Genomic DNA, 20,648 nt, shown 5'->3' on the forward strand with positions numbered 1-20,648 from the left:
GGTCCGGGACGTCACGCGTGGGGCACCGAGTACTGGGCGTCGACGGCGAGGTCGGCGAAGCCGAGACGCTCGTAGGTGCGCCGGGCCGCGGTGTTGTCCCCGTCGACGTAGAGGTGGACCTCGGTGAGGCCGCGGCGGGCCAGATGGGCCAGGCCCAGGGCGGTCAGCGGACCGCCGAGGCCGCGACCCTGCTCGTCGGGGTCGACCCCGACGACGTACACCTCACCGGTGCCGTTGCCGTGCCGCGCCTCGCCCTTCTCGACCTTGGTCCAGTGGAAGGCGACGACGCGCCCGTCCCGCTCGACGAGGAGGAAGCCGGCCGGGTCGAACCACGGCTGGTCCATCCGCTCGCGCAGGTCGGCGACGGTGAGGCGGCCCTGCTCCGGGTGCGAGGCGAAAGCCGCGGCGTTGAGGCGCACCCAGTCCTCGTCGTCCCGGCCGGGCTCGAACGCGCGCACCGAGTAGCCGGCCGGCAGCGCCGGGTCGCGGGCGTCGTCGGCGCCGAGGGGGCGCGTCATGAGGTGCAGGCTGCGGGTGCGTTCGAGCCCGGCAGCCGTGGCGAAGGCCCGGGCCGGGGGGAGGTCGCCGTGCGCCCAGACGCTGCGGGCCCCCTCCTCGACGACCGCGTCGAGCAGGGCCCGGCCGTGACCCTGGCGCCTCGCGGCCGGGTCGACGACGAGCTCGGCCACCGCGTCGGGGGTTCCCACCGAGGCGACCTGCGCGTAGCCGACGAGCTGGCCCGCGTCGTCGCGCCGCAGCACGTGGACGACGCCCTCGCGGTGCCGGCCGACGGCGAGGGCGAACGCCTCGGAGACCGCCGCCACCTCGTCGGCCGCGTGGGCGCGGTCCCACAGCTCGCGGGCCTCACCGGCAGTCCGGTCGTCGACGGCGCCCAGCCGCTCGGTCACCGGCATGTCAGCCCTCGGCCCCTTCGAGGTCGGCCGCGGCCTCGGGCACGAAGCGGTAGCCGACGTTGCGGACCGTCCCGATGAGCAGCTCGTGCTCGATGCCGAGCTTGGCGCGGAGCCTCCGGACGTGGACGTCGACGGTGCGGGTGCCGCCGAAGTAGTCGTAGCCCCACACCTCCTGCAGCAGCTGGGACCGGGTGAACACCCGGCCGGGGTGCTGGGCGAGGTACTTGAGCAGCTCGAACTCCTTGTAGGTGAGGTCGAGCAGGCGACCCCGGAGGCGGACGGAGTACGTGGCCTCGTCGATGACGAGCGAGCCGGCAGTGATGGGGCCGTCCTCGACGGCGCCGGAGTCGCCTCGCCGGCCGACGGCGAGGCGGAGGCGGGCCTCCACCTCGGCGGGCCCGGCGGTGTCGAGGAGGACGTCGTCGACGCCCCACTCGCTGGTGAGCCCGGCGAGGCCGCCCTCGGTGACGACGACGACGAGCGGCGCGGACACCCCGGTCGAGGTGAGCACCCGGCACAGCGACTTCGCCATGGCGAGCTCGCGGCGGGCGTCGACGATGACCGCGTCGGCGTCCGGTGCGTCGACCAGCGCCGACGCCTCGGCGGGCAGGATGCGAACATGGTGGCTGAGCAGCCCGAGCGCCGGAAGGACCTCGGCGCTGGGAGCCAAGGTGTTCGTCAACAGCAGCAGATGGGCCATCGCCCATCAGAATAGGCGGTCATGGAACCACGGCATCAGGTTGCGAGCCCTGATGGGACGCGGCCGGACGCGGCGTCGCCCGTCGCCGTGCGCTACTGGGCGGGGGCCCGCGCCGCGGCGGGGGTCGACGGCGACACCTTCGACGCGCCCGGCACGGTCGGTGCCCTCGTCGCGGCGATGGCCGCGGCGCACCCGGCTCTCGGCGCCGTGCTGCCGGTGTGCTCGATCCTCGTCGACGGGCTCGCCGCCACCCCTGACGACCCGGTGCCGCCGGGCGCCGTCGTCGAGGTGCTCCCGCCCTTCGCCGGTGGGTGATGCGAGGATGCCCGACGTGGACGAGCAGGTGAGCGAGACCCGGGCGGCCCGCCGGGCGCGCCGGGACGCGATGCTCCGCCAGGCGCCGCGCCTGCCCGAGATGGCGACCGTGCCCCGGCCCGTCGTCGTGGTCGCCACCCTCGTGTGGTGCGCGCTGCTCGTCGTCGCGGTGCGCATCGACCCCGTCGTCGTCGCCGCCGTGCTCGCCTGGGCCGGCCTCGTCCTCGCGTGGGGGTGGCCGCGGCTGCTCGGCAGCTCGAGCCGGTTCGGGTCCTCATTGGCCATCGGCGTGGCGGGGGTCCTCGCGCCCGTGGCGTCGGTGCTGCCCGACGGGGAGCCCGACCTCGCGCTGGTCCCCGCCGCCCTCGCGATCGGTCTCGGGCTGATGTTCGGCCACCAGATCGTCCGCCGCGACGGGCGTCCCCGGCTCACCGAGTCCATCGGCGTCACCTCGTTCGGTCTCGCCCTCGCCGCGCTCGGCGCGACCTGGCTGCCGGTCACCCTCGGGACGAGGCCTGCCGCGCTCGCGGTGGCCGCGTTCGTCGGGCTCGGGGTGTCGGCGCTGGCCGACCTCGCCGTCGGCATCCAGCGGCTGCGCGCGTGGCTGCTGCCGCTCGCGATGGTCCTCGGCGCGTCCGGGGCCCTCGTCGCCGCGGCCGTCGTCGGGGAGCCGGGGCCCGCAGCCGCCGCCCTCACCGGGCTCCTCGTCGCCGCCGTCTCGCACGCCCTACGGCGGATGCTGTCGGTGCTCCCGCCGGTCACCGCGGTGCGCGGTCAGCTCGCCTCGGCCGCGGCCGGCATCCTCGTGCCCGGCGTCGTGGCGTACGGCGTCGCGCTGGCCCTCGTCGGCTGACCCGGGTCCGGTCCCCTGCCGTCAGTAGACGAGCGCGCGGGCTCCGGGCGCCACGACCTCCTCGACGAAGGCTGCCGCGCCCCGGATGACGACCCCCGGCAGCACGTCCGCCTCGCCCAGGTCCCGCCGGGCGGCGCACTGGCCGCACACCGTGAGCCTCCCGCCCTCGAGCACGGCGTCCCGCAGCTCGGCGAGCGGGGCGGCGTGCGGCAGGTCGACCTCCTCCGCCCGCCCGGGTACGGCCATCCACGAGGCCTCGCCGGTGAGCCACAGGCTGACCTCGAGCCCGGAGGCGAGGGCGGTGGCCGCGACGGTGAACCCCTGGTTCAGCCGTTCGAGCGCCTCCGGACCGCAGGTGACCTTGACGATGAGGGCGCTCGCCGGGGAGTCCATAGACTGCAGCGTATGGTCTTCCAGCTCGACGCCTCCCTCCACGAGGACCTCGCTCCTCTCGCCTGGCTCGTCGGCACCTGGGCGGGTGCCGGTGTCGTGGGCTACCCGACGATGGAGTCCCAGCGCTTCGGCCAGGAGGTCGTCTGCAGCCACGACGGCCGCCGGTTCCTGCGCTGGGAGTCACGGGCCTGGCTCCTCGACGACGACGGCAACCAGGTGCGCCCGCTCGCGACCGAGACCGGCTTCTGGCGCCCCGTCACCCCGGCCGAGGACGGCACGAACGTCGAGCTGCTGCTCAGCCACCCCACGGGCTTCGTCGAGATGTACGCCGGGCGGGCCGAGCCGGCCAAGGTCGAGCTCCGCACCGACGGCGTGATGCGCAGCCCCGAGGCCAAGGAGTACACGGCCGCGAAGCGCCTCTACGGCTACGTCGAGAGCAACCTCATGTGGGTCATGGACATGGCGGCCGTCGGGCAGCCGCTGCAGTCGCACGTGTCGGCGGAGCTCAAGCGGGTCTCCTGACCCCGGCCGGGCGCCCGGTCAGGGCGTCTGGAAGACGTCGAGGTAGGAGTCCATCTCGTCGTTGCGCAGCGCCTCGCCGAGTAGGGCCATCCCCTTCTCGTCGACGATGTCGATGCTGCCGGCCACGGGGTCCGTCCCGAACCCGGTGAAGGGCGCGGTCGCGAAGACGACGTCGTCCGCCCGGATGTCCCGCAGCTGCAGGGCGTAGTCCCGCATGTCGCCGACGGTGAGGTTCTGGTCGACGACGAGGTTGGTCGTCGCCGCGTCGGTGAACTTCGCGATCTTCAGGGGGTTGGCGATGGTCTCGGGGCTCGTGGCCTTGAGCAGCAGCGCCTTCATGAACGCCAGCTGGCGGCGGCCGCGGGAGATGTCGCCCTGGCTCAGCTCGTAGCGCTCGCGGACGAAGTGCAGGGCGCCGGTGCCGTCGAGGTCGTTCCAGCCCTGCCGGATGACCGTCGGGCCGCCGTTGCCGGCGCCGGTGCTGGCCTCCTCGGCGTAGACACGGACGCCGCCGACCGCGTCGGTCATCCCCTTGAAGCCGTCGAAGTCGGTGCGGGCGACGTGGTCGATCCGGATCCCCAGGAGGTTCTGGAGGGTCCGGACGAGCAGCGGCTCGCCACCGAAGGCGTACGCGGCGTTGATCTTGTTCTTCCCGTGCCCGGGGATCGAGACGAACAGGTCCCGGGGGAAGTGGATCATGTGGATCGACGTGGGGTCGGCCGGGACGTGCACGATGATGATGACGTCGGAGCGGCCGCGGTCGGTGCCGCTGCGGCCGTCGGTGCCGACGAGCAGGAAGTTCGTGCCGACGCCGGCGCTGGGGATCTCCTTGCCGTCCGGGGCCGTGACGGGCACCTCCTCGGGCGGCGGCAGCAGCTCCTCCTGCTGGACGTTGTTCTTCACGGTGACGCCGAGGTACCCGGCGAAGCCCACGATGCTCGCGACGACGAGGGCCAGCACGACGAGGAGGACGAGCAGGACCCGGCGCAGCCCCCGCCGCTCGCGCCTGCGGTGGGGCTCGTCGGGCTGGTCCGCGCCGAGGCCCAGGGCGTCGAGGCCGTCAGCGGTCCGTTGGTCCGTCACCTCCCCAGTGTAGGAACCGGATGAGGCTGCCCACGGACGTCCGGCATACATTGGAGGGGTGAGTGATCTCGGAGCCCGGCTGCGCGCCCGGGGCAAGCGGCTCACGACGCAGCGCGAGCGGGTGCTCGCGGCCGTGGGCCGGCTCGGGCACGCCACCCCGGACGAGATCGTCGAGGCGGTCGAGGCCGACGGCACGGGGGCGCTGTCCGTCTCGACGGTGTACCGCTCGCTCGACGCGCTCCAGGAGCTGGGGCTCGTCGGGCACACCCACGTCGACCACCGCACGCCCAGCTACCACCTCGCCGAGCACGCCACCCACGTGCACGTCGTCTGCCGGCGCTGTGGCGCCGTCGGTGAGGCACCGCTCGAGGTCGCCGACGAGCTCGTCGCCCGCCTCGACGACCAGCTCGGCTTCGCCGCCGACGTCAGCCACGCGGCCGTCCACGGACTGTGCCGCTCCTGCAGGGAGGTCCCATGACCACGTCCGTCGTCACTCCGTCGCCGCTCCTCCAACGGCACGGCGCCGTCGAGGCCGACGGCCTCGACGCCGGGGTCGCCGCGCACTACGGCGACCCGATGCGCGAGCAGCGGCTCCTGGCCGAGGGCCTCGCCGTCGTCGACCTGTCGCACCGCGGCGTCGTCACGGTCACCGGCGCCGACCGCCTCTCGTGGCTGCACTCGATGACGACCCAGCAGCTCACCGGGCTGGGGCCCCGCGAGTCGCGCGAGACGCTCGTCCTGTCGCCGAAGGGCCACGTCGAGCACGCCGTGCACCTCGTCGACGACGGGGCGACGACCTGGCTCACCGTCGAGCCGGGGTCGGCGCCGGCGCTCATCGCCTGGCTGGAGTCGATGCGCTTCATGCTCCGGGTCGAGGTCGCCGACGTCACCGCCGACTGGGCGGTGCTCGGCGAGCCGATGGGCGCGGAGTCGGTCGAGGGCGAGCCCTTGGCATGGGTCGACCCCTGGCCCGGGCTCGTCGGCGACACGGCCGCGTACGGCCCGGTCGAGGGGCACCCGGCGCAGGGGCGGGCCTGGCGTGAGCTGCTCGTGCCCCGGGGCGAGGTCGAGGCTGCCGTGGGGGACCGCCCGCTCGCGGGGACCTGGGCGGCCGAGGCGCTGCGGGTGGCAGCGTGGCGGCCACGCGTCGGCAACGAGACCGACCACCGCACCATCCCGCACGAGGTCGACTGGCTCCGCACGGCGGTGCACCTGCACAAGGGCTGCTACCGGGGGCAGGAGACCATCGCCCGCGTCCACAACCTCGGCCGGCCGCCGCGACGGCTCGTCTTCGTCCACCTCGACGGGTCCGGGCACCTGGTGCCGGATGCCGGCGCAGCGGTCGTCCACGACGGCCGGCAGGTCGGTCGGCTCACGACGGTCGCGCGGCACCACGAGGACGGCCCGATCGCGCTCGCGGTCATCAAGCGCTCGATCCCCGACGACGTCGATCTTCTCGTCGGTGACGTCGCTGCCGCACAGACCGTCGTCGTCAGCCGCTGACACCGCAGATCCTCCTGCCGTAGGCGGTGTCGGTGCCTGACATGATGGCGCCATGACGACGTCGTCCGCCGGGGCCACCGGCACGCTGATCACCGTGGCGCCGACCGGCGCCGAGCACGCGAAGGCCGACCTGCCGCAGCTGCCGACGACCCTCGACGAGCTCGTCGACACCGCCCGGCGGTGCGAGGCGGCCGGCGCGGCGCTCATCCACCTCCACATCCGGGACGCCGACGACGCGCCGACCCTCGACGGGGGCTACCTGCGGGCCGCGGTCGAGGCGGTGCGCGAGGCGACGGACCTCGTCGTGCAGCTCTCCACCGGGGGGTCCGTGCACGACCCGCTCGACGCGCGGCTCACCGTGCTCGACGCCGAGCCCGACTCCTGCTCGCTCACGTGCGGGACGACGAACTTCGGCGACGACGTCTTCCTCAACCCGTGGCCCTTCATGAGCCGGCTGTACGTGCAGGCCCAGGAGCGCGAGGTGGTCCCCGAGTTCGAGCTCTTCGACCTCGGCCACGTGCACGCGCTCCGGCGGCTGCTCGACACCCACGGCCTGCCGTTCGGCGGGCGGGTGCACGTCGACTTCGTCACCGGGGTGCCGGGCGGGATGCCCGCGACGACGGCCGCGCTCATGGCGGGGGTGGCGATGCTGCCGGCCGAGGTGACGTCGTGGTCGGCGACGGGGATCGGGCGCGGTCACCTGCCGGTCATGGCGGCGGCGCTGTCCGCCGGGGGGCACCTGCGGGTCGGCATGGAGGACAACGTCGTGTTCCGTCGGGGTCAGGTCGTGGGGCACAACGACGAGCTCGTGGCCCGTGCGGCGGAGCTGGCGACCCTCATGCAGCGGCCCCCGATGTCGACGGCCGACGCGCGGGCGCTGCTCGCCGTCAAGGACCGCCGCTCCCGCTGACCCCCAACCCGACCCCCGACCCCGTCCCCACATCGACCAATAGGTCACGCCAGGTACGGGGTCGGTGCGTACCCCGATCGACCGATAGGTCACGCCAGGTACGGGTGCCGGCGTACCCCGATCGACCGATAGGTCACGACAGGGACGGGCAGGGCGTACCCAGCGTGACCTATTGGTCGTGGGGAGTACGGGAGGGGCGGGAAGGGGGAGGGGCAGGGAGGGGAGGATGGGAAGGGGCGGGGTTGCATGGGACGGGCCGCGCGCGGTCCGGGCGGTGCCGGGCCGGACGTCCGAGGGTTGGACCTGGCTGGGCTCGCCGGGAATGCCGGACCATAATGTGGAGTTATGGCGAGCATGACTTCCCTTATCGGTTTCCCGGCCGTCGTCAACGAGAAGGCGGCGCGGGTCGTCGCTGCCGGCGTCGTCGTCATCACGGCGGCCACCCTCGCCACTGGCGCACTCTGGGTCAGTGCCGTCCTCGCCATCGGGTTCGCGCTGCGCGTCGCCGCCGGTCCCCGGTTCAGCCCGCTGGGCCGCCTCGCCGCCTCGGTCGTGGCACCCCGGCTCGGGTCGCCCCGCCTCGTCTCCGGCGCCCCGAAGCGGTTCGCTCAGAGTGTCGGCCTTGCGTTCACCGCCGCCGCCACCGTCGCGTTGGCCCTCGGCGCCCCACTCGTGACGACCGTCCTGCTCGCCGTCCTGCTCGTCTTCGCCGCGCTCGAGGCCTTCGTCGGCTTCTGCGCGGGCTGCTTCGTCTTCGCCCAGCTGATCCGCGTCGGCGTCGTCTCCGATGACACCTGCGTCGAGTGCGCCGACATCACGCTCCGCCGCCGGGAGCCCGCAGCCGCCTGACGGCTGGGTTTGGCGCCCCCTGGACGCCGTGTGGTCACCATCACGCTTGCTCCAGTTTGCATTTTGCTAACTGGAGCAAGCACAATGGACTCGTGAGCAAGAACCCGCTGAACGACCTGGGCGAGAGCCTCGGCGACTACCTGCGCGACCAGCGCACGTCCGCCAAGCTCTCCCTCCGTCAGCTGTCCGAGCTCGCCGGGGTCTCGAACCCCTACCTGTCCCAGATCGAGCGAGGGCTCAAGCGCCCGAGCGCCGAGATCCTCCAGCAGCTCGCGAAGGGGCTGGAGGTGTCGGCCGAGTCGCTGTACGTCCGTGCCGGCATCCTCGACGCCGAGCACTCGACCCCCGCCTCGGACGCCCCCGACGTCCGCCGGGCCATCGCGCAGGACCCCGTCCTGACGGCCCGGCAGAAGAAGACGCTCCTCGACATCTACGAGTCCTACCTCGAGGACGTCCCCCGGCAGTGACGCCGACCCGCCCCGGCAGCGTCGCCGTTGGGTACCGACCGCACCACCCACCCAGAAGGAGCCCGCCATGGCCGTCATCGACGACCTCCGCAAGTCCATCGACACCACCCCGCTGTACGCCCTCGCCGGCGTCACCGACCTCGCCGTCGAGAAGGCCCGCGACGCGCAGAAGATCGCCGAGGCGCGCCGCGCCGAGCTCGCCAAGCGCGCCGAGTCCGCCCGCACGGACCTCGCCCCGGCCGCCGTCCAGGCCCGCGCCACCCACGTCGCCGAGCAGGTCCTCGACCTCCCGGCCGTCGCCCTCAACCAGGGCCTCGTCGTCGGCGGCAAGGTCTCCGAGGGCTACGAGGCCTTCGCGACCCGCGGCAAGGACGTCGTCAACCGCATCCGCGGCCAGAAGGCCACCAAGGACCTCGTGGCGCAGGCCGAGACGACCGTCGCCCAGGCTAAGGGTGCCGTGACCACGGCCCGCAACGCCGCCTCCGAGATCGAGCGCTCCGCGAAGGCCACGATCACGACCGGCCGCAAGGAGGCCGTCAAGGTCGCCACCGTCCTCACCGACTCCGTCGCGGACGAGGCCAAGACGGCCCAGACCGAGGTCGCAGCCTCCGCCAAGCGCACCCGCACCGCGGCCAAGCGCACCTCGACGACGACCAAGAAGGCGACCAAGCGCACGTCCTCGGCGACCAAGGCCGCCGGCACGAGCGCCCGCAAGACCGCCGCGGCGACCGAGAAGGCCACCGAGAAGGCTGCCGAGAAGGTCGGCGACTGACCCACCCCGGCGGCGGCCGCTGCGCCGCCACCACACCCGAAACGTGTGTGGACACGCCCCCGACCCCGGGCGTGTCCACACACGTTTCGTCGTGTGCCCCGGCCTCCGGCGCGGCGCGCCGACGGCACTAGGGTCGGGCCGTGCCCCAGCCGACCCCCGCCGCCCTCGCCGACGCGCCCGTCGTCGCCCACGTCGTCCGCAACGGTGTCGTCGAGTCCGCCCACCGCGCGAGCATCGCCGTCACCGCGCCCGACGGGTCCGTCCTGGAGTCCTGGGGCGACCCCCTGGACCCGGTGTTCCCGCGCTCCTCGAACAAGCCGATGCAGGCCGTCGCCATGCTCCGCGCCGGCCTCGACCTCCCGGCGCCGCACCTCGCGCTGGCCTGCGCGAGCCACAGCGCCGAGCCGTTCCACCTCGACGGGGTCCGCGCCATGCTCGCCGGCGCAGGCCTGAGCGAGGACGACCTGCGCAACACCCCGGACCTGCCGTACGAGGAGACCGAACGGGACATCTGGGTCGCGGCCGGACGTGCGGCGCGCCCGCTCGCCCAGAACTGTTCCGGCAAGCACGCCGCGATGCTCATCACGTGCCAGGTCAACGGCTGGGACCTCGAGACCTACCTCGAGCCCGACCACCCGCTCCAGCGGCGCATCGCCGCGACCGTGGAGGACCTGGCCGGGGAGCCGGTCGCGGCGACCGCCGTCGACGGCTGCGGCGCACCCGTCATGGCGATCTCGCTGGCCGGGCTCGCCCGGGCCTTCGGGCGGCTGGCCACCGCGGACCCCGGCACCCACGAGGCGCGGGTCGCCGCGGCCATCCGCAGCCACCCCGAGCTGCTCGGCGGCACCCGGCGGGACGTGACCGCGCTCATCCGCGGCACCGACGGAGCCATCGCCAAGGACGGCGCCGAAGCCGTCTACGCGGTCGGGCTGCCCGACGGGCGCGGGGTCGCGCTCAAGGTCGCCGACGGGGCTGCCCGCGCCCGCGCCGTGGCCCTCGCCGCCGTGCTGCGGCGGCTCGGCGTCGCGTCGCAGGCCTACCCCCGCCTCGAGGACGCCCCGGTGCTCGGCCACGGCGAGCCCGTGGGCGCGGTCGTCGCCGTCGGCATCGCGGACCGGCCGGCGTGAGGACCGTCCTGCAGCGTGCCAGCAGCGCGTCGGTGACCGTCGACGGGCAGGTCGTCGGCGGGTTCGACCGGCCAGGCCTCGTCGCGCTCGTCGGTGTCACCCACGACGACGGCCCCGAGCAGGCCGCGACCACCGCCCGCAAGATCGCCGAGCTGCGCATCCTCGACGGCGAACGGGGCGCAGCCGACGTCGGCGCCCCGGTCCTCGTCATCAGCCAGTTCACCCTGTACGCCGACACCCGCAAGGGCCGGCGCCCGTCGTGGAACGCCGCCGCCCCCGGGCCGGTGGCCGAGCCCCTCGTCGACGCGGTCGTCCGCGCGCTGCGCGAGCGTGGGCTCGAGGTCGCGACAGGGGTGTTCGGGGCGCACATGGACGTGGCGCTCGTGAACTCCGGGCCCGTGACGATCGTCCTCGACGTCTGACGCCTAGCATTGAGCCCATGAGCTACTTCGGGACCGTCCAGGGCTACATCATCCTCGCCCTGTCGATCGCGGCCCTCGCCGTCGAGGTGTACGCCGTCGTCGACTGCCTCCGCCGCCGTCCCGACGCGTTCACGGCCGCCGGGAAGCGGACGAAGTCGTTCTGGATGCTCGTCACCGGCGTCGCCCTCCTCCTCGGCATCGTCGCGGTCGGCGGCCTGGGCATCCTCGGGATCGTCGCGATCATCGCGGCCGGGGTCTACCTCGCCGACGTCAAGCCCGCGCTCGACCAGGTGATGGGCCGTGGCAGCGGCCGTGCGGGGCCCTACGGCCCCTGGTGACCCGCCGCCCCGGGCTCACTCGGCGCGCGGCGCCACCCGGTCCCACGCGACCGTGAGCTCGCCGAGCCGCCACCGCGCCGGGCCGCCCAGCACCGGCCACCCCGCCTCACGCAGCGCCCCCACCGTCGCGACGAAGCGCTGCCGCACCCCGTAGGACGCGAGCGGCGCCTGCCGGTGCCACAGGTCGTCCAGTGCGGTGAGCAGTGCGTGCACCCCCTCGCCCGGGACGTTGCGGTGGATGAGGGACTTCGGCAGCCGTTCGGCCACCACCCCCGGCTGCTCGAGACCGCGGAGGCGCCACGACAGGGTCAGCGACTCGGGCCCGTTCGCCGTCACCGCGACCCACGCCGCGAGCCGTCCCAGCTCGTCGCAGGTGCCGTCGACGAGCAGCCCATCCGGGGCGAGCCGGTCGAGCACCGTGGCCCACGCCGCCTCGGCCTCGGCCTCGTCGTACTGCCTCAGCACGTTGAACGCGCGGACGACGACGGGGCGCCGGCCGCCGGGCAGCGGCACCTCGAAGCCGCCGCGCGCGAACCGCAGGCCCGGCCGGGTGAGGTGCTGCGCGGCGGCCACCCGGGCGGGGTCGATCTCGATGCCGACGACCTCGACGTCCGGGCGCACCCGGCGGAGCCGGTCGTGCAGCTCGACGGCGGTCACGGGGGAGGCGCCGTAGCCGAGGTCGACGACGACCGGGGCGGCGGCGGGCCGCCGGAGCCGCCACGCCTGGGGGCCGGCGAGCCAGCGGTCACAGCGGCGCAGCCGGTTGGGGTTGGTCGTCCCGCGCGTGATGACACCCACGGGTCGGTCGGCAGCCATCCGGCCAGCGTAGACACGGCCGGGCCGCGGCCCGGCGCGTCCGCCCCCGCGCGCCGGTTCCCAGTACTCGGCCATACCCTGAGCGGGTGCTGGACCGGTTGCGCGCGCAGAGCCGCGAGGGCGAGGTGAGCCTGTCGATGGTCGCCCTCGTCGTCTCGCTGGCGGCCGCCCTCGTCCTCGGGCTCACGTCCTGGGTGCCCCGGATCCTCGCCCGCGACATCGGCATCACCGACGTCGAGCCCGGGCTGCTCCAGGTCGCGCAGAACGCCTTCGGGGTGCAGTCGCTCGGCGCCGGGCTCACCGTCACCCTGTACGACCGGGGGTTCCGGCTGTCGCGGGGGAGCACGGTGCTCGCCGACACGGTGACCAAGGGGGCGCCTGTCGTCGCCGTCCGCGGCTCGGTCGACACCACCGGGGAGCACCCCCGCGAGCAGGTGTCGTCGGCGCTCACGGCGGTGAGCATCGCGGCCGTGGCCCGGGACGACGACGACACCGTCACGTACAGCGGCGTCGTCTACAACGAGTCCGAGAGCCTCCCCCTGCGCATCACGTTCGAGCCCACCGACGGCCGGATCCGGATGGACGTCGCCGTCCAGGGCGCCTCGGCCGTCGCCGTCAACCTCGACTGGCGCCCCGCGACGACGGGCATCGAGCCCGCGCTGCCCGCGCGCAACCTCAAGGAGAAGGCCTACTGGGTCGACCCGACCGTCGTCGAGCAGCCGGCCTTCACCTGGGTCCTCGGCACCGACGTGTCGATCGCCCCGGTGCAGGTGCCCCGCGCGGTCGACCTTCGCCAGGACGGGCGCATCGCGATCCACGTGTGGTCCCCGCGAGCGGTCGTCACCGTCACCGACACCCCCCGTGACGCCGTGGAAGACTGAGCGGATGACCTCCGAGGCCGCACCGGTCCGCCCCCGCCGGGTGGCGATGGTCAGCGTCCACACCTCACCGCTGGCCCAGCCGGGCACCGGGGACGCCGGTGGGATGAACGTCTACGTCCTCGAGGTGTCCCGGCAGCTGGCGCGGCTGGGGGTGGAGGTCGACCTCTTCACCCGGACGACGAGCGCGGCCCAGCCGGACGTCGTCGAGGTCGAGCCCGGTGTGGTCGTCCGGCACATCGCGGCGGGCCCGTACGAGGGGCTGTCGAAGGAGGACCTGCCCGGCCAGCTGTGCGCCTTCGCGGCCGGGATGATGCGGGTCGCGGCCCACGCCCCGCCGGGGTACTACGACCTCGTCCACTCCCACTACTGGCTGTCGGGGCAGGTCGGCTGGCTCGCCGCCGACCGGTGGGGCGTCCCGCTCGTCCACACGATGCACACGATGGCGCGCGTCAAGAACCTCCACCTCGCCGACGGCGACGACCCCGAGCCCCGGGGCCGCGAGATCGGTGAGGCGCAGGTGGTGGAGGCCGCCGACCGGCTCGTCGCGAACACCGAGCGGGAGGCCCGCGAGCTCGTCGAGCTGTACGACGCCGACCCCGCACGGGTGGCCGTCGCCGAGCCGGGCGTCGACCTCGTGACGTTCGCCCCGGGCTCGCAGACGGAGGCACGGGCCGCCCTCGGGCTGCCCCCCGACGCCGTGCTCCTCCTCTTCGTCGGGCGCATCCAGCCGCTCAAGGGCCCCGACGTCCTGCTCCGGGCCGCGGCCGAGCTGGTCCGCCGCCGCCCCGACCTGCGGGAGCGGATGGTCGTCGGCATCCTCGGGGGCGCGAGCGGGTCGGGGGTGCGCAGCCCGATGGGCCTGGACGCGCTCGCCGAGCGGCTGGGCATCGCCGACCTGGTGCGTTTCGTCCCGCCGGTCGACCGCCCCACGCTCGCCGCCTGGTACCGCGCCGCGGACACCGTCGCGGTGCCGTCGCACAGCGAGTCCTTCGGGCTCGTCGCCGTCGAGGCGCAGGCGTGCGGCACCCCGGTCGTCGCGGCTAACGTCGGCGGCCTGCCCATCGCGGTCGGCGACGCCGGCCTGCTCGTCGACGGGCACGACACCGCCGACTGGGCCACCGCCCTCGGCCGGGTCGTGCTCGACCCCGAGGCGCGGGCGGCGCTGTCGCGCCGGGCCGTCGAGCACGCGCAGGGGTTCGGGTGGGCCGCGACGGCCGAGAAGCTGCTCGAGGTCTACACCCAGGCGCTGTCCCGCCCGAAGGACGTCTCGATCAACGACGCCGAGCGGCTGACGGGCATCCCGCGGGCGGTCATCCCGTGAGCGCTGCCGACCTCGCCGCCACGGTGCGGGCCTACCTCGACGACGCCGGGCACGAGTGGGAGACCGGAGCCCGCGCCGAGGAGCTCGTCGTGTCGCTGCCGGGCGAGAAGAAGCTCAAGACGGTCGTGTCCCTCGTCTGCAGCGACGTGGCGCTGTCGGTGTCGGCGTTCGTCATCCGCAACCCGGACGAGAACCACCTCGAGGTCTACCGCTACCTGCTGCGGCGCAACCTGCGCCTGCCGGGGCTCGCGTACTCGGTCGACAAGGCCGGCGACGTGTTCGTCACGGGCCGGGTCCCCGCCGCCGGGGTCGACGCCGAGCAGCTCGACCAGCTGCTCGGGGTGGTCCTCGTCGCGGCCGACGAGCCGTTCAACGAGCTGCTCGTCCTCGGGTTCCTCGGCTCGATGCGCAAGGAGTGGGACTGGCGGGTGTCGCGGGGCGAGAGCCTGCGCAACCTCGAGGCCTTCCGGCACATCCTCGAGCGCCCCGGCGACCCGGCCCGCCCCCCGGCCCCCTGACCCTCCCGCGCCTTCCCCGACTTTTCATGCCGGCGTCCGCGGGACACGCCGCCGGAGCGGCACGTCCCGCGGACCTGGGCATGAAAAGTCGGGGGCGCGGGGGGTGGCTAGGCTGGCTCGCATGACCGAGCACACCCTGATCCTCCTGCGGCACGGCGAGTCCGTCTGGAACGAGAAGAACCTCTTCACCGGCTGGGTCGACGTCGACCTGACCGAGAAGGGCCGGGCCGAGGCGGTACGCGGCGGGCAGCAGCTGGCCGAGGCCGGGCTGCTCCCGGACGTGGTCCACACCTCCGTGCTCCGCCGCGCCATCACGACGGCCAACCTGGCCCTGGACGCCTGCGACCGGCACTGGATCCCGGTGCGGCGCAGCTGGCGGCTCAACGAGCGGCACTACGGCGCGCTCCAGGGGCTCGACAAGGCCGCCACCCGCGAGCAGTACGGCGAGGAGCAGTTCATGCTCTGGCGCCGCAGCTTCGACACCCCGCCGCCGCCCATCGAGCCCGGCAGCGAGTACGACCAGACCGGCGACCCGCGCTACACGGGCGTCGAGGTCCCCACCACCGAGTGTCTGGCGGACGTCATCCCGCGGATGATGCCGTACTGGCAGAACGACCTCCAGGACGACCTCACCGCCGGGCACACGGTGCTCGTCACCGCCCACGGCAACAGCCTGCGCGCGCTCGTCAAGCACCTCGACGGCATCAGCGACGAGGACATCGCCGGCCTCAACATCCCCACCGGGATGCCGCTGGTCTACCGGCTCGGGGACGACTTCATGCCCACCGGGCCGGGGGAGTACCTCGACCCCGACGCGGCTGCGGCCGCCGCCGCCGCGGTGGCCAACCAGGGCCGCTGAGCGACGCGACGGCGCCCGCTCAGAGCCGGGGCAGCACGCGGTCGGTGTGCTCGCCTCGCTCGAAGATCCGTGACGCCGGCCCCACGATGAGCGGGTCGGGCGTGCCGACGACCTCGGCGTCCTTGCTGCGGTAGTCGAGGCCGCTGAGCAGCACCCGCATCGCCTCGATCCGGGCCCGCTTCTTGTCGTTGCTCTTCACGACCGTCCACGGGGCGTCCCCGGTGTCGGTGTAGAAGAACATCGCCTCCTTCGCCTCGGTGTACGCGTCCCACTTGTCGAAGCTCGCGAGGTCGGTGGGCGAGAGCTTCCACTGCCGGACCGGGTCGTTCTGGCGCGAGGCGAACCGGGCCGCCTGCTCCTCCCGGCTCACCGAGAACCACAGCTTGACGAGGTGGATGCCGGACCGGACGAGCATCCGCTCGAAGTCCGGGCACTCGCGCATGAACTCGAGGTACTCGCTGGGCGTGCAGTAGCCCATGACCCGCTCGACGCCGGCGCGGTTGTACCAGGACCGGTCCATGAACACGAGCTCGCCGCCGCTCGGCAGGTGCTCGATGTAGCGCTGGAAGTACCACTGGGTGCGCTCGATCTCGGTCGGCTTCTCGAGCGCGACCACCCGGGCGCCGCGGGGGTTGAGGTGCTCCATGAAGCGCTTGATCGCGCCGCCCTTGCCGGCGGCGTCACGGCCCTCGCAGATGACGAGGACCTTGCCTCCGGTCTCCTTCACGTGCAGCTGGAGCTTGAGCAGCTCGATCTGGAGCAGCCGCTTGGTGTGCTCGTAGTCACGGCGGGGGAGCTTCTTGGAGTACGGGTAGCCCAGGTGCCACGCCTTGCCGACCTTGACGTCGATCCGGGCGCCCTCGGCCTCCTCGAGGTCGTGCAGCTCCTCGAGCTCCTCGGCGTAGTCCTCGGTGACGGACCTGCGCTGCTCGTCCACACCTCGACCCTACTCCCGCCCCGAGCGGCCCGGTCGGCGTCCGGAAGGGGTGGCGTCGGGGGGTGGGGCGGTCAGCCCTTGGGCGAGGCGGCGTCCTCGGCGTCCTCGTGGCTGCCGTTGGCCTCGTTGCCCCACTCGCCGGTGACGATCCAGACGACCCGCTCGGCCACCGAGACGGCGTGGTCGGCGAACCGCTCGTAGTAGCGGCCGAGAAGGGTGATGTCGACCGCGGTCTCGGTGTCGTGCGGCCAGTCCTTGCTCGTGACCTGCTCGAACAGGTCGCGGTGCAAGGCGTCCATCGCGTCGTCGTCGCGCTCGATCTCGCGGGCGCCCTCGATGGAGCGGCGGGCGATGACGGACCCGCACTTCTCGACGATGAGCTCGGCGACCTGGCCCATCTCGCGGAACGTCCCCCGCAGCTCGGGCGGGACGGCCGACGCGGGATAGCGCAGCCGGGCGACCTTCGCGACGTGCCGGGCGAGGTCGCCCATCCGCTCGATGTCGCTGCTCATCCGCATGCTCGTCACGACGACGCGCAGGTCGGTGGCGACGGGCTGCTGGAGCGCGAGGAGGTCGAAGGACAGCAGGTCGATCTCCTCGCGTTTGGCGTCGATCTCGGCGTCCGCGGTGATGACGGAGTCGGCGAGGTGGACGTCGGCGTCGAGGAGGGCCGTCGTGGCGCGGGTCATCGCCGACGCTGCGAGGTGGGTCATCTCGACGAGGCTCTCGGCGATCCGGTCGAGTTCCTCGTGGTAGGCCTTGCGCATCACGGGTGAGTCGTCCTCCGGTGGGTGTGGTGGGGCGTGCCGGGTCGTCGTGCGGCCACCCCGTCGCTGCGCCAACTGTGGCAGGCGGCGGTGAACCGCGGGCGCCGACGAGGTGAACTTCGTGCGTCCCGTCACCGTATCGGCCCCCGGTGGCGTCGAGGGGGCCGAGTCGGCCTCTACCCTGAAGGCGTGGATGCGACGATCGCGGCGACGCTGGGCGGCGCAGCCGGCCTCGTCATCGGGGCGGTCGCCGTCATGGCGGGGCGCTGGTCCGAACGGTCCTACGACGGCGAGCCCACGCTCGTCGACCCACCTCTGCCGCGGGGCGTCGGGGACGTCCTGTCGGTGCTGCGGTCGATCGCGGTCGTGCTCGACGCCTCGGACGCCGTCGTCAACACCTCGGCCTCCGCCGTCTCCTACGGGCTCGTGCGGCACGGCGAGCTCGTGCACCACGAGCTGCGCCATCTCGCCCGGCAGGTCCGGCGGGACGGCATCATCCGCGAGGCCGAGCTCGACCTGGCGCGCGGGCCCAACTCGGACTCCAACGCCGTGATGCGCGTGCGGGTCGCCCCCCTCTCGGTCAACCACGTGCTGCTCCTCGCCGAGGACCACACCCACGCCCGGCGCGTCGAGGAGGTGCGCCGCGACTTCGTCGCGAACGTCAGCCACGAGCTGAAGACGCCCGTCGGCGGCATCTCGCTCCTCGCCGAGGCGGTCATCGACGGCCGGGACGACCCCGAGGCGGTGGCCCGGTTCGCGGAGCGCATCCGGGTCGAGGCGATGCGGCTCGGCCGGCTCGTCCAGGAGATCGTCGACCTCTCGCGCCTCCAGGTCGCCGACACCCTCCACGAGCCGGACCTCGTGGGCGTCGACGAGGTGCTCGACGAGGCGCTGGACCGGGTCCGGGTCGCCGCCGAGGCCCAGGGCATCGACGTGCAGCTGGGCACCCAGCCGGGGCTGCGGGTGTTCGGCGACCTCGAGCTGCTCGTCACGGCGGTGACGAACCTCCTGACGAACGCCGTCAACTACAGCGACCCCGGGACCCGCGTGGGAGTGGGGGCCCGGCAGGTCGGCGACACCGTCGAGATCACCGTCACGGACCAGGGCCAGGGGATCCCGGCCGCCGAGCAGGAGCGCATCTTCGAGCGCTTCTACCGCGTCGACGCCGCGCGCTCGCGCGCCACCGGCGGCACCGGGCTGGGCCTGGCCATCGTCAAGCACATCTGCGCGAACCACGGCGGCGAGGTCGTCGTGTGGAGCGAGGAGGGGCGAGGCTCGACGTTCACCATGAAGCTTCCCGTCGCGGTCGAACCGACCGAGGACGACCCCGCGGCCGACCCGGCACCCGGGATGGCCGCCGCAGCCCGAGAAGAGAGCAGCGCATGACCCGCATCCTGATCGTCGAGGACGAGGAGTCGTTCTCGGACCCGTTGTCCTACCTGCTGAGCAGGGAGGGCTACGAGGTGTCGGTGGCCGACAACGGCCACGACGCGCTGACCCAGTTCGACGCGGCGGGTGCCGACCTCGTGCTCCTGGACCTCATGCTTCCGGGTCTCTCGGGGGTCGACGTCTGCCGGGGGCTGCGGTCGCGCTCGAACGTGCCGGTCATCATGCTCACGGCCAAGGACAGCGAGATCGACAAGGTCGTCGGGCTCGAGCTGGGGGCCGACGACTACGTGACGAAGCCGTACTCCTCGCGTGAGCTGCTGGCCCGGATCAAGGCGGTGCTGCGCCGTGGCGCCGAGCCCGAGGACCTGCTGCCGGCCACCGTCGAGGCCGGGCCGGTGCGGATGGACGTCGAACGCCATGTCGTCTCGGTGCGCGGCGAGCAGGTCTCCCTGCCGCTCAAGGAGTTCGAGCTGCTCGAGATGCTGCTGCGCAACACCGGGCGGGTCCTGACCCGGATGCAGCTGATCGACCGGGTGTGGGGAAGCGACTACGTGGGCGACACCAAGACCCTCGACGTGCACATCAAGCGGCTGCGGGCCAAGGTCGAGGTCGACCCGGGGAACCCGGTGCACATCCTCACGGTGCGCGGACTCGGCTACAAGTTCGAGTCCTGAGCAGCGCCGACCGCGGGCAGACCCGCAGGTCGGCGGCGTCAGCCCTCGGTGGGGGTGGCGCTCGGTACCGGGGTGGCGAGGTCGGAGTAGTAGGAGTCGCGCGGCAGGACCGGGACGAGGACGACGTTCTGGCCGGCCTCCTCGGTGGTGACGATGAGCTGGGTCATCTCGCCGGGTGCCGCGGCGACCGAGCCCAGGCCGACGGCGGTCGTCGCGTCCGAGAGCGCTGCGCCGGAGTAGGCCGGCACCGCCGTGCGTCCGCCAGCGGACTCCAGCGAGCCGTCGGCGCCCGGAACGCCGAAGAGGACCTCGACGGCCTCGGCCCCGGGGTTGACCGCCTGCCCGATGAGGACGCCCTCGCTGCCGGCGCCGTCGGAGATGACCGCGAGGTTGCGCAGGTCGAGCCCCGGGACCGACAGGCTCACGCCGTCGGCCGGGATGTAGGGGTAGTCGGTCTGGATGGGCGAGAAGACACCGCACCCGGCGGCCAGCAGGGTGGCGACGGCGAGGCCGGTGAGGCGCAGGACGGAGGCGGCGCGGTTCGTCACGCCGCAAGGATAGCGGGGTGCCCCGGGCGCCGGCGCCGGTGGCGTCCCGGACGGCGGCCGGATGGCGCCGGATGCCGTCGATCCCTGCTCCGGGCGCCCGCGCTCGCGCGCCGCGCGAAGCATGTGAACGGCCGTTCTGTCAACCCCCGATTTTCTCTTGTGGGTCCCCCGGTTGGGCCTCTGACCTGCGCAAACGTCGACGCGGTCCATTCGGTACGACCGGCGTGTCGTGATAGACTTCTCCTCGCGAAAGGGGTCAACAACACATGGTTTTCAAGGTCGGCGAAACGGTCGTGTACCCCCACCATGGGGCTGCTCGTATCGAAGAGATCAACACCCGCACGATCCGCGGAGAGGAGAAGCTCTACCTCAAGCTGAAGGTCGCGCAGGGCGACCTCGTCATCGAGGTCCCGGCCGAGAACTGCGACCTCGTCGGAGTCCGCGACGTGGTCGACAAGGAAGGCCTCGACAAGGTCTTCGAGGTCCTCCGCACCCCGTACGCCGAGGAGCCCACCAACTGGTCCCGCCGCTTCAAGGCGAACCTCGAGAAGCTCGCCTCCGGTGATGTCATCAAGGTGGCCGAGGTCGTACGCGACCTGTGGCGCCGCGACAAGGACCGTGGCCTGTCCGCCGGCGAGAAGCGCATGCTGGCCAAGGCCCGTCAGATCCTCGTCTCCGAGCTCGCGCTCGCCGAGAAGACCGACGAGGAGAAGGCCGAGAGCCGCCTCGACGAGGTCCTCGCGTCCTGACCCCGGCCGTCGCCCCGGCGA

Annotated in this window: 27 protein-coding genes; 19 read left to right on the plus strand and 8 right to left on the minus strand. The window is 73.5% G+C overall.

Annotated elements, in window-relative coordinates; genetic code table 11:
- Window positions 1-11: 11 nt before the first annotated feature.
- A complete protein-coding gene (gene mshD / locus Q0963_RS06880; RefSeq protein ID WP_299444549.1) occupies window positions 12-914 on the minus strand; it encodes a mycothiol synthase in 903 nt (300 codons plus the stop codon).
- 1 nt (window position 915) lies between these two features.
- Window positions 916-1,614 (minus strand): response regulator transcription factor, encoded by a 699-nt coding sequence (locus Q0963_RS06885; protein WP_299444551.1) that lies wholly within the window; start codon window positions 1,612-1,614, stop codon window positions 916-918.
- A 21-nt stretch (window positions 1,615-1,635) separates the two neighbouring features.
- Here Q0963_RS06885 and Q0963_RS06890 point away from each other — a divergent pair, with 21 nt between their 5' ends.
- Together Q0963_RS06890 and Q0963_RS06895 are read left to right on the plus strand one after the other, a co-directional pair.
- Complete coding sequence (locus Q0963_RS06890; protein ID WP_299444553.1) at window positions 1,636-1,929, plus strand: MoaD/ThiS family protein; 294 nt, start codon at window positions 1,636-1,638, stop codon at window positions 1,927-1,929.
- Between the two features lie 16 nt (window positions 1,930-1,945).
- Window positions 1,946-2,782 carry a hypothetical protein gene (locus Q0963_RS06895; RefSeq protein WP_299444555.1) on the plus strand — a complete coding sequence of 279 codons (837 nt, stop codon included), beginning with the start codon at window positions 1,946-1,948 and terminating at the stop codon, window positions 2,780-2,782.
- 21 nt (window positions 2,783-2,803) lie between these two features.
- On the opposite strand, the gene Q0963_RS06900 is transcribed toward Q0963_RS06895, so the two are convergent.
- A complete protein-coding gene (locus Q0963_RS06900; protein ID WP_299444557.1) occupies window positions 2,804-3,175 on the minus strand; it encodes a DsrE family protein in 372 nt (123 codons plus the stop codon).
- Window positions 3,176-3,187: 12 nt separating this feature from the next.
- Between Q0963_RS06900 and Q0963_RS06905 the strand changes: the two genes are divergently transcribed.
- The gene (locus Q0963_RS06905) at window positions 3,188-3,697 is read left to right on the plus strand and encodes an FABP family protein (RefSeq protein ID WP_299444559.1); all 510 of its coding nucleotides are present in this window, start codon (window positions 3,188-3,190) and stop codon (window positions 3,695-3,697) included.
- A gap of 18 nt (window positions 3,698-3,715) precedes the next feature.
- Here the strand turns inward: Q0963_RS06905 and Q0963_RS06910 are convergent, their stop codons facing one another.
- The gene (locus tag Q0963_RS06910) at window positions 3,716-4,780 is read right to left on the minus strand and encodes an LCP family protein (protein WP_299444561.1); all 1,065 of its coding nucleotides are present in this window, start codon (window positions 4,778-4,780) and stop codon (window positions 3,716-3,718) included.
- A gap of 58 nt (window positions 4,781-4,838) precedes the next feature.
- Between Q0963_RS06910 and Q0963_RS06915 the strand changes: the two genes are divergently transcribed.
- The 9 genes from Q0963_RS06915 (at window position 4,839) to Q0963_RS06955 (ending at window position 11,168) form a co-directional block, all read left to right on the plus strand.
- On the plus strand, window positions 4,839-5,258 hold the full coding sequence (locus tag Q0963_RS06915; RefSeq protein ID WP_299444562.1) for a Fur family transcriptional regulator: 420 nt from the start codon (window positions 4,839-4,841) through the stop codon (window positions 5,256-5,258).
- On the plus strand, window positions 5,255-6,283 hold the full coding sequence (locus Q0963_RS06920) for a folate-binding protein YgfZ (protein WP_299444564.1): 1,029 nt from the start codon (window positions 5,255-5,257) through the stop codon (window positions 6,281-6,283). The genes Q0963_RS06915 and Q0963_RS06920 overlap by 4 nt, the downstream gene beginning before the upstream one ends.
- A gap of 52 nt (window positions 6,284-6,335) precedes the next feature.
- Window positions 6,336-7,193, plus strand: a complete 858-nt coding sequence (locus Q0963_RS06925; RefSeq protein ID WP_299444566.1) for a 3-keto-5-aminohexanoate cleavage protein — start codon at window positions 6,336-6,338, stop codon at window positions 7,191-7,193.
- Window positions 7,194-7,547: 354 nt separating this feature from the next.
- Entirely contained in the window at window positions 7,548-8,042 is a 495-nt protein-coding gene (locus Q0963_RS06930; RefSeq protein ID WP_299444568.1) for a DUF4395 domain-containing protein, read from the plus strand.
- Between the two features lie 92 nt (window positions 8,043-8,134).
- On the plus strand, window positions 8,135-8,509 hold the full coding sequence (locus Q0963_RS06935; protein WP_299444570.1) for a helix-turn-helix domain-containing protein: 375 nt from the start codon (window positions 8,135-8,137) through the stop codon (window positions 8,507-8,509).
- Between the two features lie 67 nt (window positions 8,510-8,576).
- A complete protein-coding gene (locus tag Q0963_RS06940; protein ID WP_299444572.1) occupies window positions 8,577-9,281 on the plus strand; it encodes a hypothetical protein in 705 nt (234 codons plus the stop codon).
- 140 nt (window positions 9,282-9,421) lie between these two features.
- Window positions 9,422-10,408, plus strand: coding sequence for an asparaginase (locus Q0963_RS06945; protein WP_299444574.1), 987 nt, complete (start codon window positions 9,422-9,424; stop codon window positions 10,406-10,408).
- Entirely contained in the window at window positions 10,405-10,830 is a 426-nt protein-coding gene (gene dtd / locus Q0963_RS06950; protein ID WP_299444576.1) for a D-aminoacyl-tRNA deacylase, read from the plus strand. Before Q0963_RS06945 ends, dtd begins: the two co-directional genes overlap by 4 nt.
- Before the next feature lie 17 nt (window positions 10,831-10,847).
- Window positions 10,848-11,168 carry a DUF2516 family protein gene (locus Q0963_RS06955; RefSeq protein WP_299444577.1) on the plus strand — a complete coding sequence of 107 codons (321 nt, stop codon included), beginning with the start codon at window positions 10,848-10,850 and terminating at the stop codon, window positions 11,166-11,168.
- A 15-nt stretch (window positions 11,169-11,183) separates the two neighbouring features.
- On the opposite strand, the gene Q0963_RS06960 is transcribed toward Q0963_RS06955, so the two are convergent.
- Entirely contained in the window at window positions 11,184-11,984 is an 801-nt protein-coding gene (locus Q0963_RS06960) for a class I SAM-dependent methyltransferase (protein WP_299444578.1), read from the minus strand.
- An 86-nt stretch (window positions 11,985-12,070) separates the two neighbouring features.
- Here Q0963_RS06960 and Q0963_RS06965 point away from each other — a divergent pair, with 86 nt between their 5' ends.
- The 4 genes from Q0963_RS06965 (at window position 12,071) to Q0963_RS06980 (ending at window position 15,563) form a co-directional block, all read left to right on the plus strand.
- Window positions 12,071-12,865: a hypothetical protein gene (locus Q0963_RS06965; RefSeq protein WP_299444579.1), complete on the plus strand. Its 795-nt coding sequence runs from the start codon at window positions 12,071-12,073 to the stop codon at window positions 12,863-12,865.
- Window positions 12,866-12,869: 4 nt separating this feature from the next.
- The gene (mshA, locus tag Q0963_RS06970) at window positions 12,870-14,186 is read left to right on the plus strand and encodes a D-inositol-3-phosphate glycosyltransferase (RefSeq protein ID WP_299444581.1); all 1,317 of its coding nucleotides are present in this window, start codon (window positions 12,870-12,872) and stop codon (window positions 14,184-14,186) included.
- The gene (locus Q0963_RS06975; protein WP_299444583.1) at window positions 14,183-14,704 is read left to right on the plus strand and encodes a YbjN domain-containing protein; all 522 of its coding nucleotides are present in this window, start codon (window positions 14,183-14,185) and stop codon (window positions 14,702-14,704) included. The genes mshA and Q0963_RS06975 overlap by 4 nt, the downstream gene beginning before the upstream one ends.
- 121 nt (window positions 14,705-14,825) lie before the next feature.
- A complete protein-coding gene (locus Q0963_RS06980) occupies window positions 14,826-15,563 on the plus strand; it encodes a phosphoglyceromutase (RefSeq protein WP_299444585.1) in 738 nt (245 codons plus the stop codon).
- Window positions 15,564-15,582: 19 nt separating this feature from the next.
- Here Q0963_RS06980 and ppk2 read toward each other — a convergent pair whose 3' ends face one another.
- Both ppk2 and phoU read right to left on the minus strand, forming a co-directional pair.
- Window positions 15,583-16,500 carry a polyphosphate kinase 2 gene (ppk2, locus tag Q0963_RS06985; RefSeq protein ID WP_299444587.1) on the minus strand — a complete coding sequence of 306 codons (918 nt, stop codon included), beginning with the start codon at window positions 16,498-16,500 and terminating at the stop codon, window positions 15,583-15,585.
- Between the two features lie 71 nt (window positions 16,501-16,571).
- Window positions 16,572-17,267, minus strand: coding sequence for a phosphate signaling complex protein PhoU (phoU, locus tag Q0963_RS06990; RefSeq protein ID WP_299444639.1), 696 nt, complete (start codon window positions 17,265-17,267; stop codon window positions 16,572-16,574).
- A 189-nt stretch (window positions 17,268-17,456) separates the two neighbouring features.
- Between phoU and Q0963_RS06995 the strand changes: the two genes are divergently transcribed.
- Together Q0963_RS06995 and Q0963_RS07000 are read left to right on the plus strand one after the other, a co-directional pair.
- On the plus strand, window positions 17,457-18,653 hold the full coding sequence (locus tag Q0963_RS06995) for a cell wall metabolism sensor histidine kinase WalK (RefSeq protein ID WP_299444589.1): 1,197 nt from the start codon (window positions 17,457-17,459) through the stop codon (window positions 18,651-18,653).
- Complete coding sequence (locus tag Q0963_RS07000) at window positions 18,650-19,330, plus strand: response regulator transcription factor (protein WP_299444591.1); 681 nt, start codon at window positions 18,650-18,652, stop codon at window positions 19,328-19,330. Before Q0963_RS06995 ends, Q0963_RS07000 begins: the two co-directional genes overlap by 4 nt.
- 38 nt (window positions 19,331-19,368) lie before the next feature.
- On the opposite strand, the gene Q0963_RS07005 is transcribed toward Q0963_RS07000, so the two are convergent.
- Entirely contained in the window at window positions 19,369-19,878 is a 510-nt protein-coding gene (locus Q0963_RS07005; protein WP_299444593.1) for a hypothetical protein, read from the minus strand.
- A 266-nt stretch (window positions 19,879-20,144) separates the two neighbouring features.
- Here Q0963_RS07005 and Q0963_RS07010 point away from each other — a divergent pair, with 266 nt between their 5' ends.
- Window positions 20,145-20,627, plus strand: coding sequence for a CarD family transcriptional regulator (locus Q0963_RS07010; RefSeq protein WP_299444595.1), 483 nt, complete (start codon window positions 20,145-20,147; stop codon window positions 20,625-20,627).
- Window positions 20,628-20,648: the final 21 nt, after the last annotated feature.

This window comes from uncultured Phycicoccus sp., assembly GCF_947495705.1.
Classification (GTDB): domain Bacteria; phylum Actinomycetota; class Actinomycetes; order Actinomycetales; family Dermatophilaceae; genus Phycicoccus.

What these genes read in the sequence shown, in the direction of transcription:
- mshD (WP_299444549.1), bottom strand. Translation starts at nt 914, where the DNA reads ATGCCGGTGACCGAGCGGCTGGGCGCCGTCGACGACCGGACTGCCGGT.
- Q0963_RS06885 (WP_299444551.1), bottom strand. Translation starts at nt 1,614, where the DNA reads ATGGCCCATCTGCTGCTGTTGACGAACACCTTGGCTCCCAGCGCCGAG.
- Q0963_RS06890 (WP_299444553.1), top strand. Translation starts at nt 1,636, where the DNA reads ATGGAACCACGGCATCAGGTTGCGAGCCCTGATGGGACGCGGCCGGAC.
- Q0963_RS06900 (WP_299444557.1), bottom strand. Translation starts at nt 3,175, where the DNA reads ATGGACTCCCCGGCGAGCGCCCTCATCGTCAAGGTCACCTGCGGTCCG.
- Q0963_RS06905 (WP_299444559.1), top strand. Translation starts at nt 3,188, where the DNA reads ATGGTCTTCCAGCTCGACGCCTCCCTCCACGAGGACCTCGCTCCTCTC.
- Q0963_RS06920 (WP_299444564.1), top strand. Translation starts at nt 5,255, where the DNA reads ATGACCACGTCCGTCGTCACTCCGTCGCCGCTCCTCCAACGGCACGGC.
- Q0963_RS06925 (WP_299444566.1), top strand. Translation starts at nt 6,336, where the DNA reads ATGACGACGTCGTCCGCCGGGGCCACCGGCACGCTGATCACCGTGGCG.
- Q0963_RS06930 (WP_299444568.1), top strand. Translation starts at nt 7,548, where the DNA reads ATGACTTCCCTTATCGGTTTCCCGGCCGTCGTCAACGAGAAGGCGGCG.
- Q0963_RS06940 (WP_299444572.1), top strand. Translation starts at nt 8,577, where the DNA reads ATGGCCGTCATCGACGACCTCCGCAAGTCCATCGACACCACCCCGCTG.
- Q0963_RS06955 (WP_299444577.1), top strand. Translation starts at nt 10,848, where the DNA reads ATGAGCTACTTCGGGACCGTCCAGGGCTACATCATCCTCGCCCTGTCG.
- Q0963_RS06960 (WP_299444578.1), bottom strand. Translation starts at nt 11,984, where the DNA reads ATGGCTGCCGACCGACCCGTGGGTGTCATCACGCGCGGGACGACCAAC.
- mshA (WP_299444581.1), top strand. Translation starts at nt 12,870, where the DNA reads ATGACCTCCGAGGCCGCACCGGTCCGCCCCCGCCGGGTGGCGATGGTC.
- Q0963_RS06980 (WP_299444585.1), top strand. Translation starts at nt 14,826, where the DNA reads ATGACCGAGCACACCCTGATCCTCCTGCGGCACGGCGAGTCCGTCTGG.
- phoU (WP_299444639.1), bottom strand. Translation starts at nt 17,267, where the DNA reads ATGCGCAAGGCCTACCACGAGGAACTCGACCGGATCGCCGAGAGCCTC.
- Q0963_RS07000 (WP_299444591.1), top strand. Translation starts at nt 18,650, where the DNA reads ATGACCCGCATCCTGATCGTCGAGGACGAGGAGTCGTTCTCGGACCCG.
- Q0963_RS07010 (WP_299444595.1), top strand. Translation starts at nt 20,145, where the DNA reads ATGGTTTTCAAGGTCGGCGAAACGGTCGTGTACCCCCACCATGGGGCT.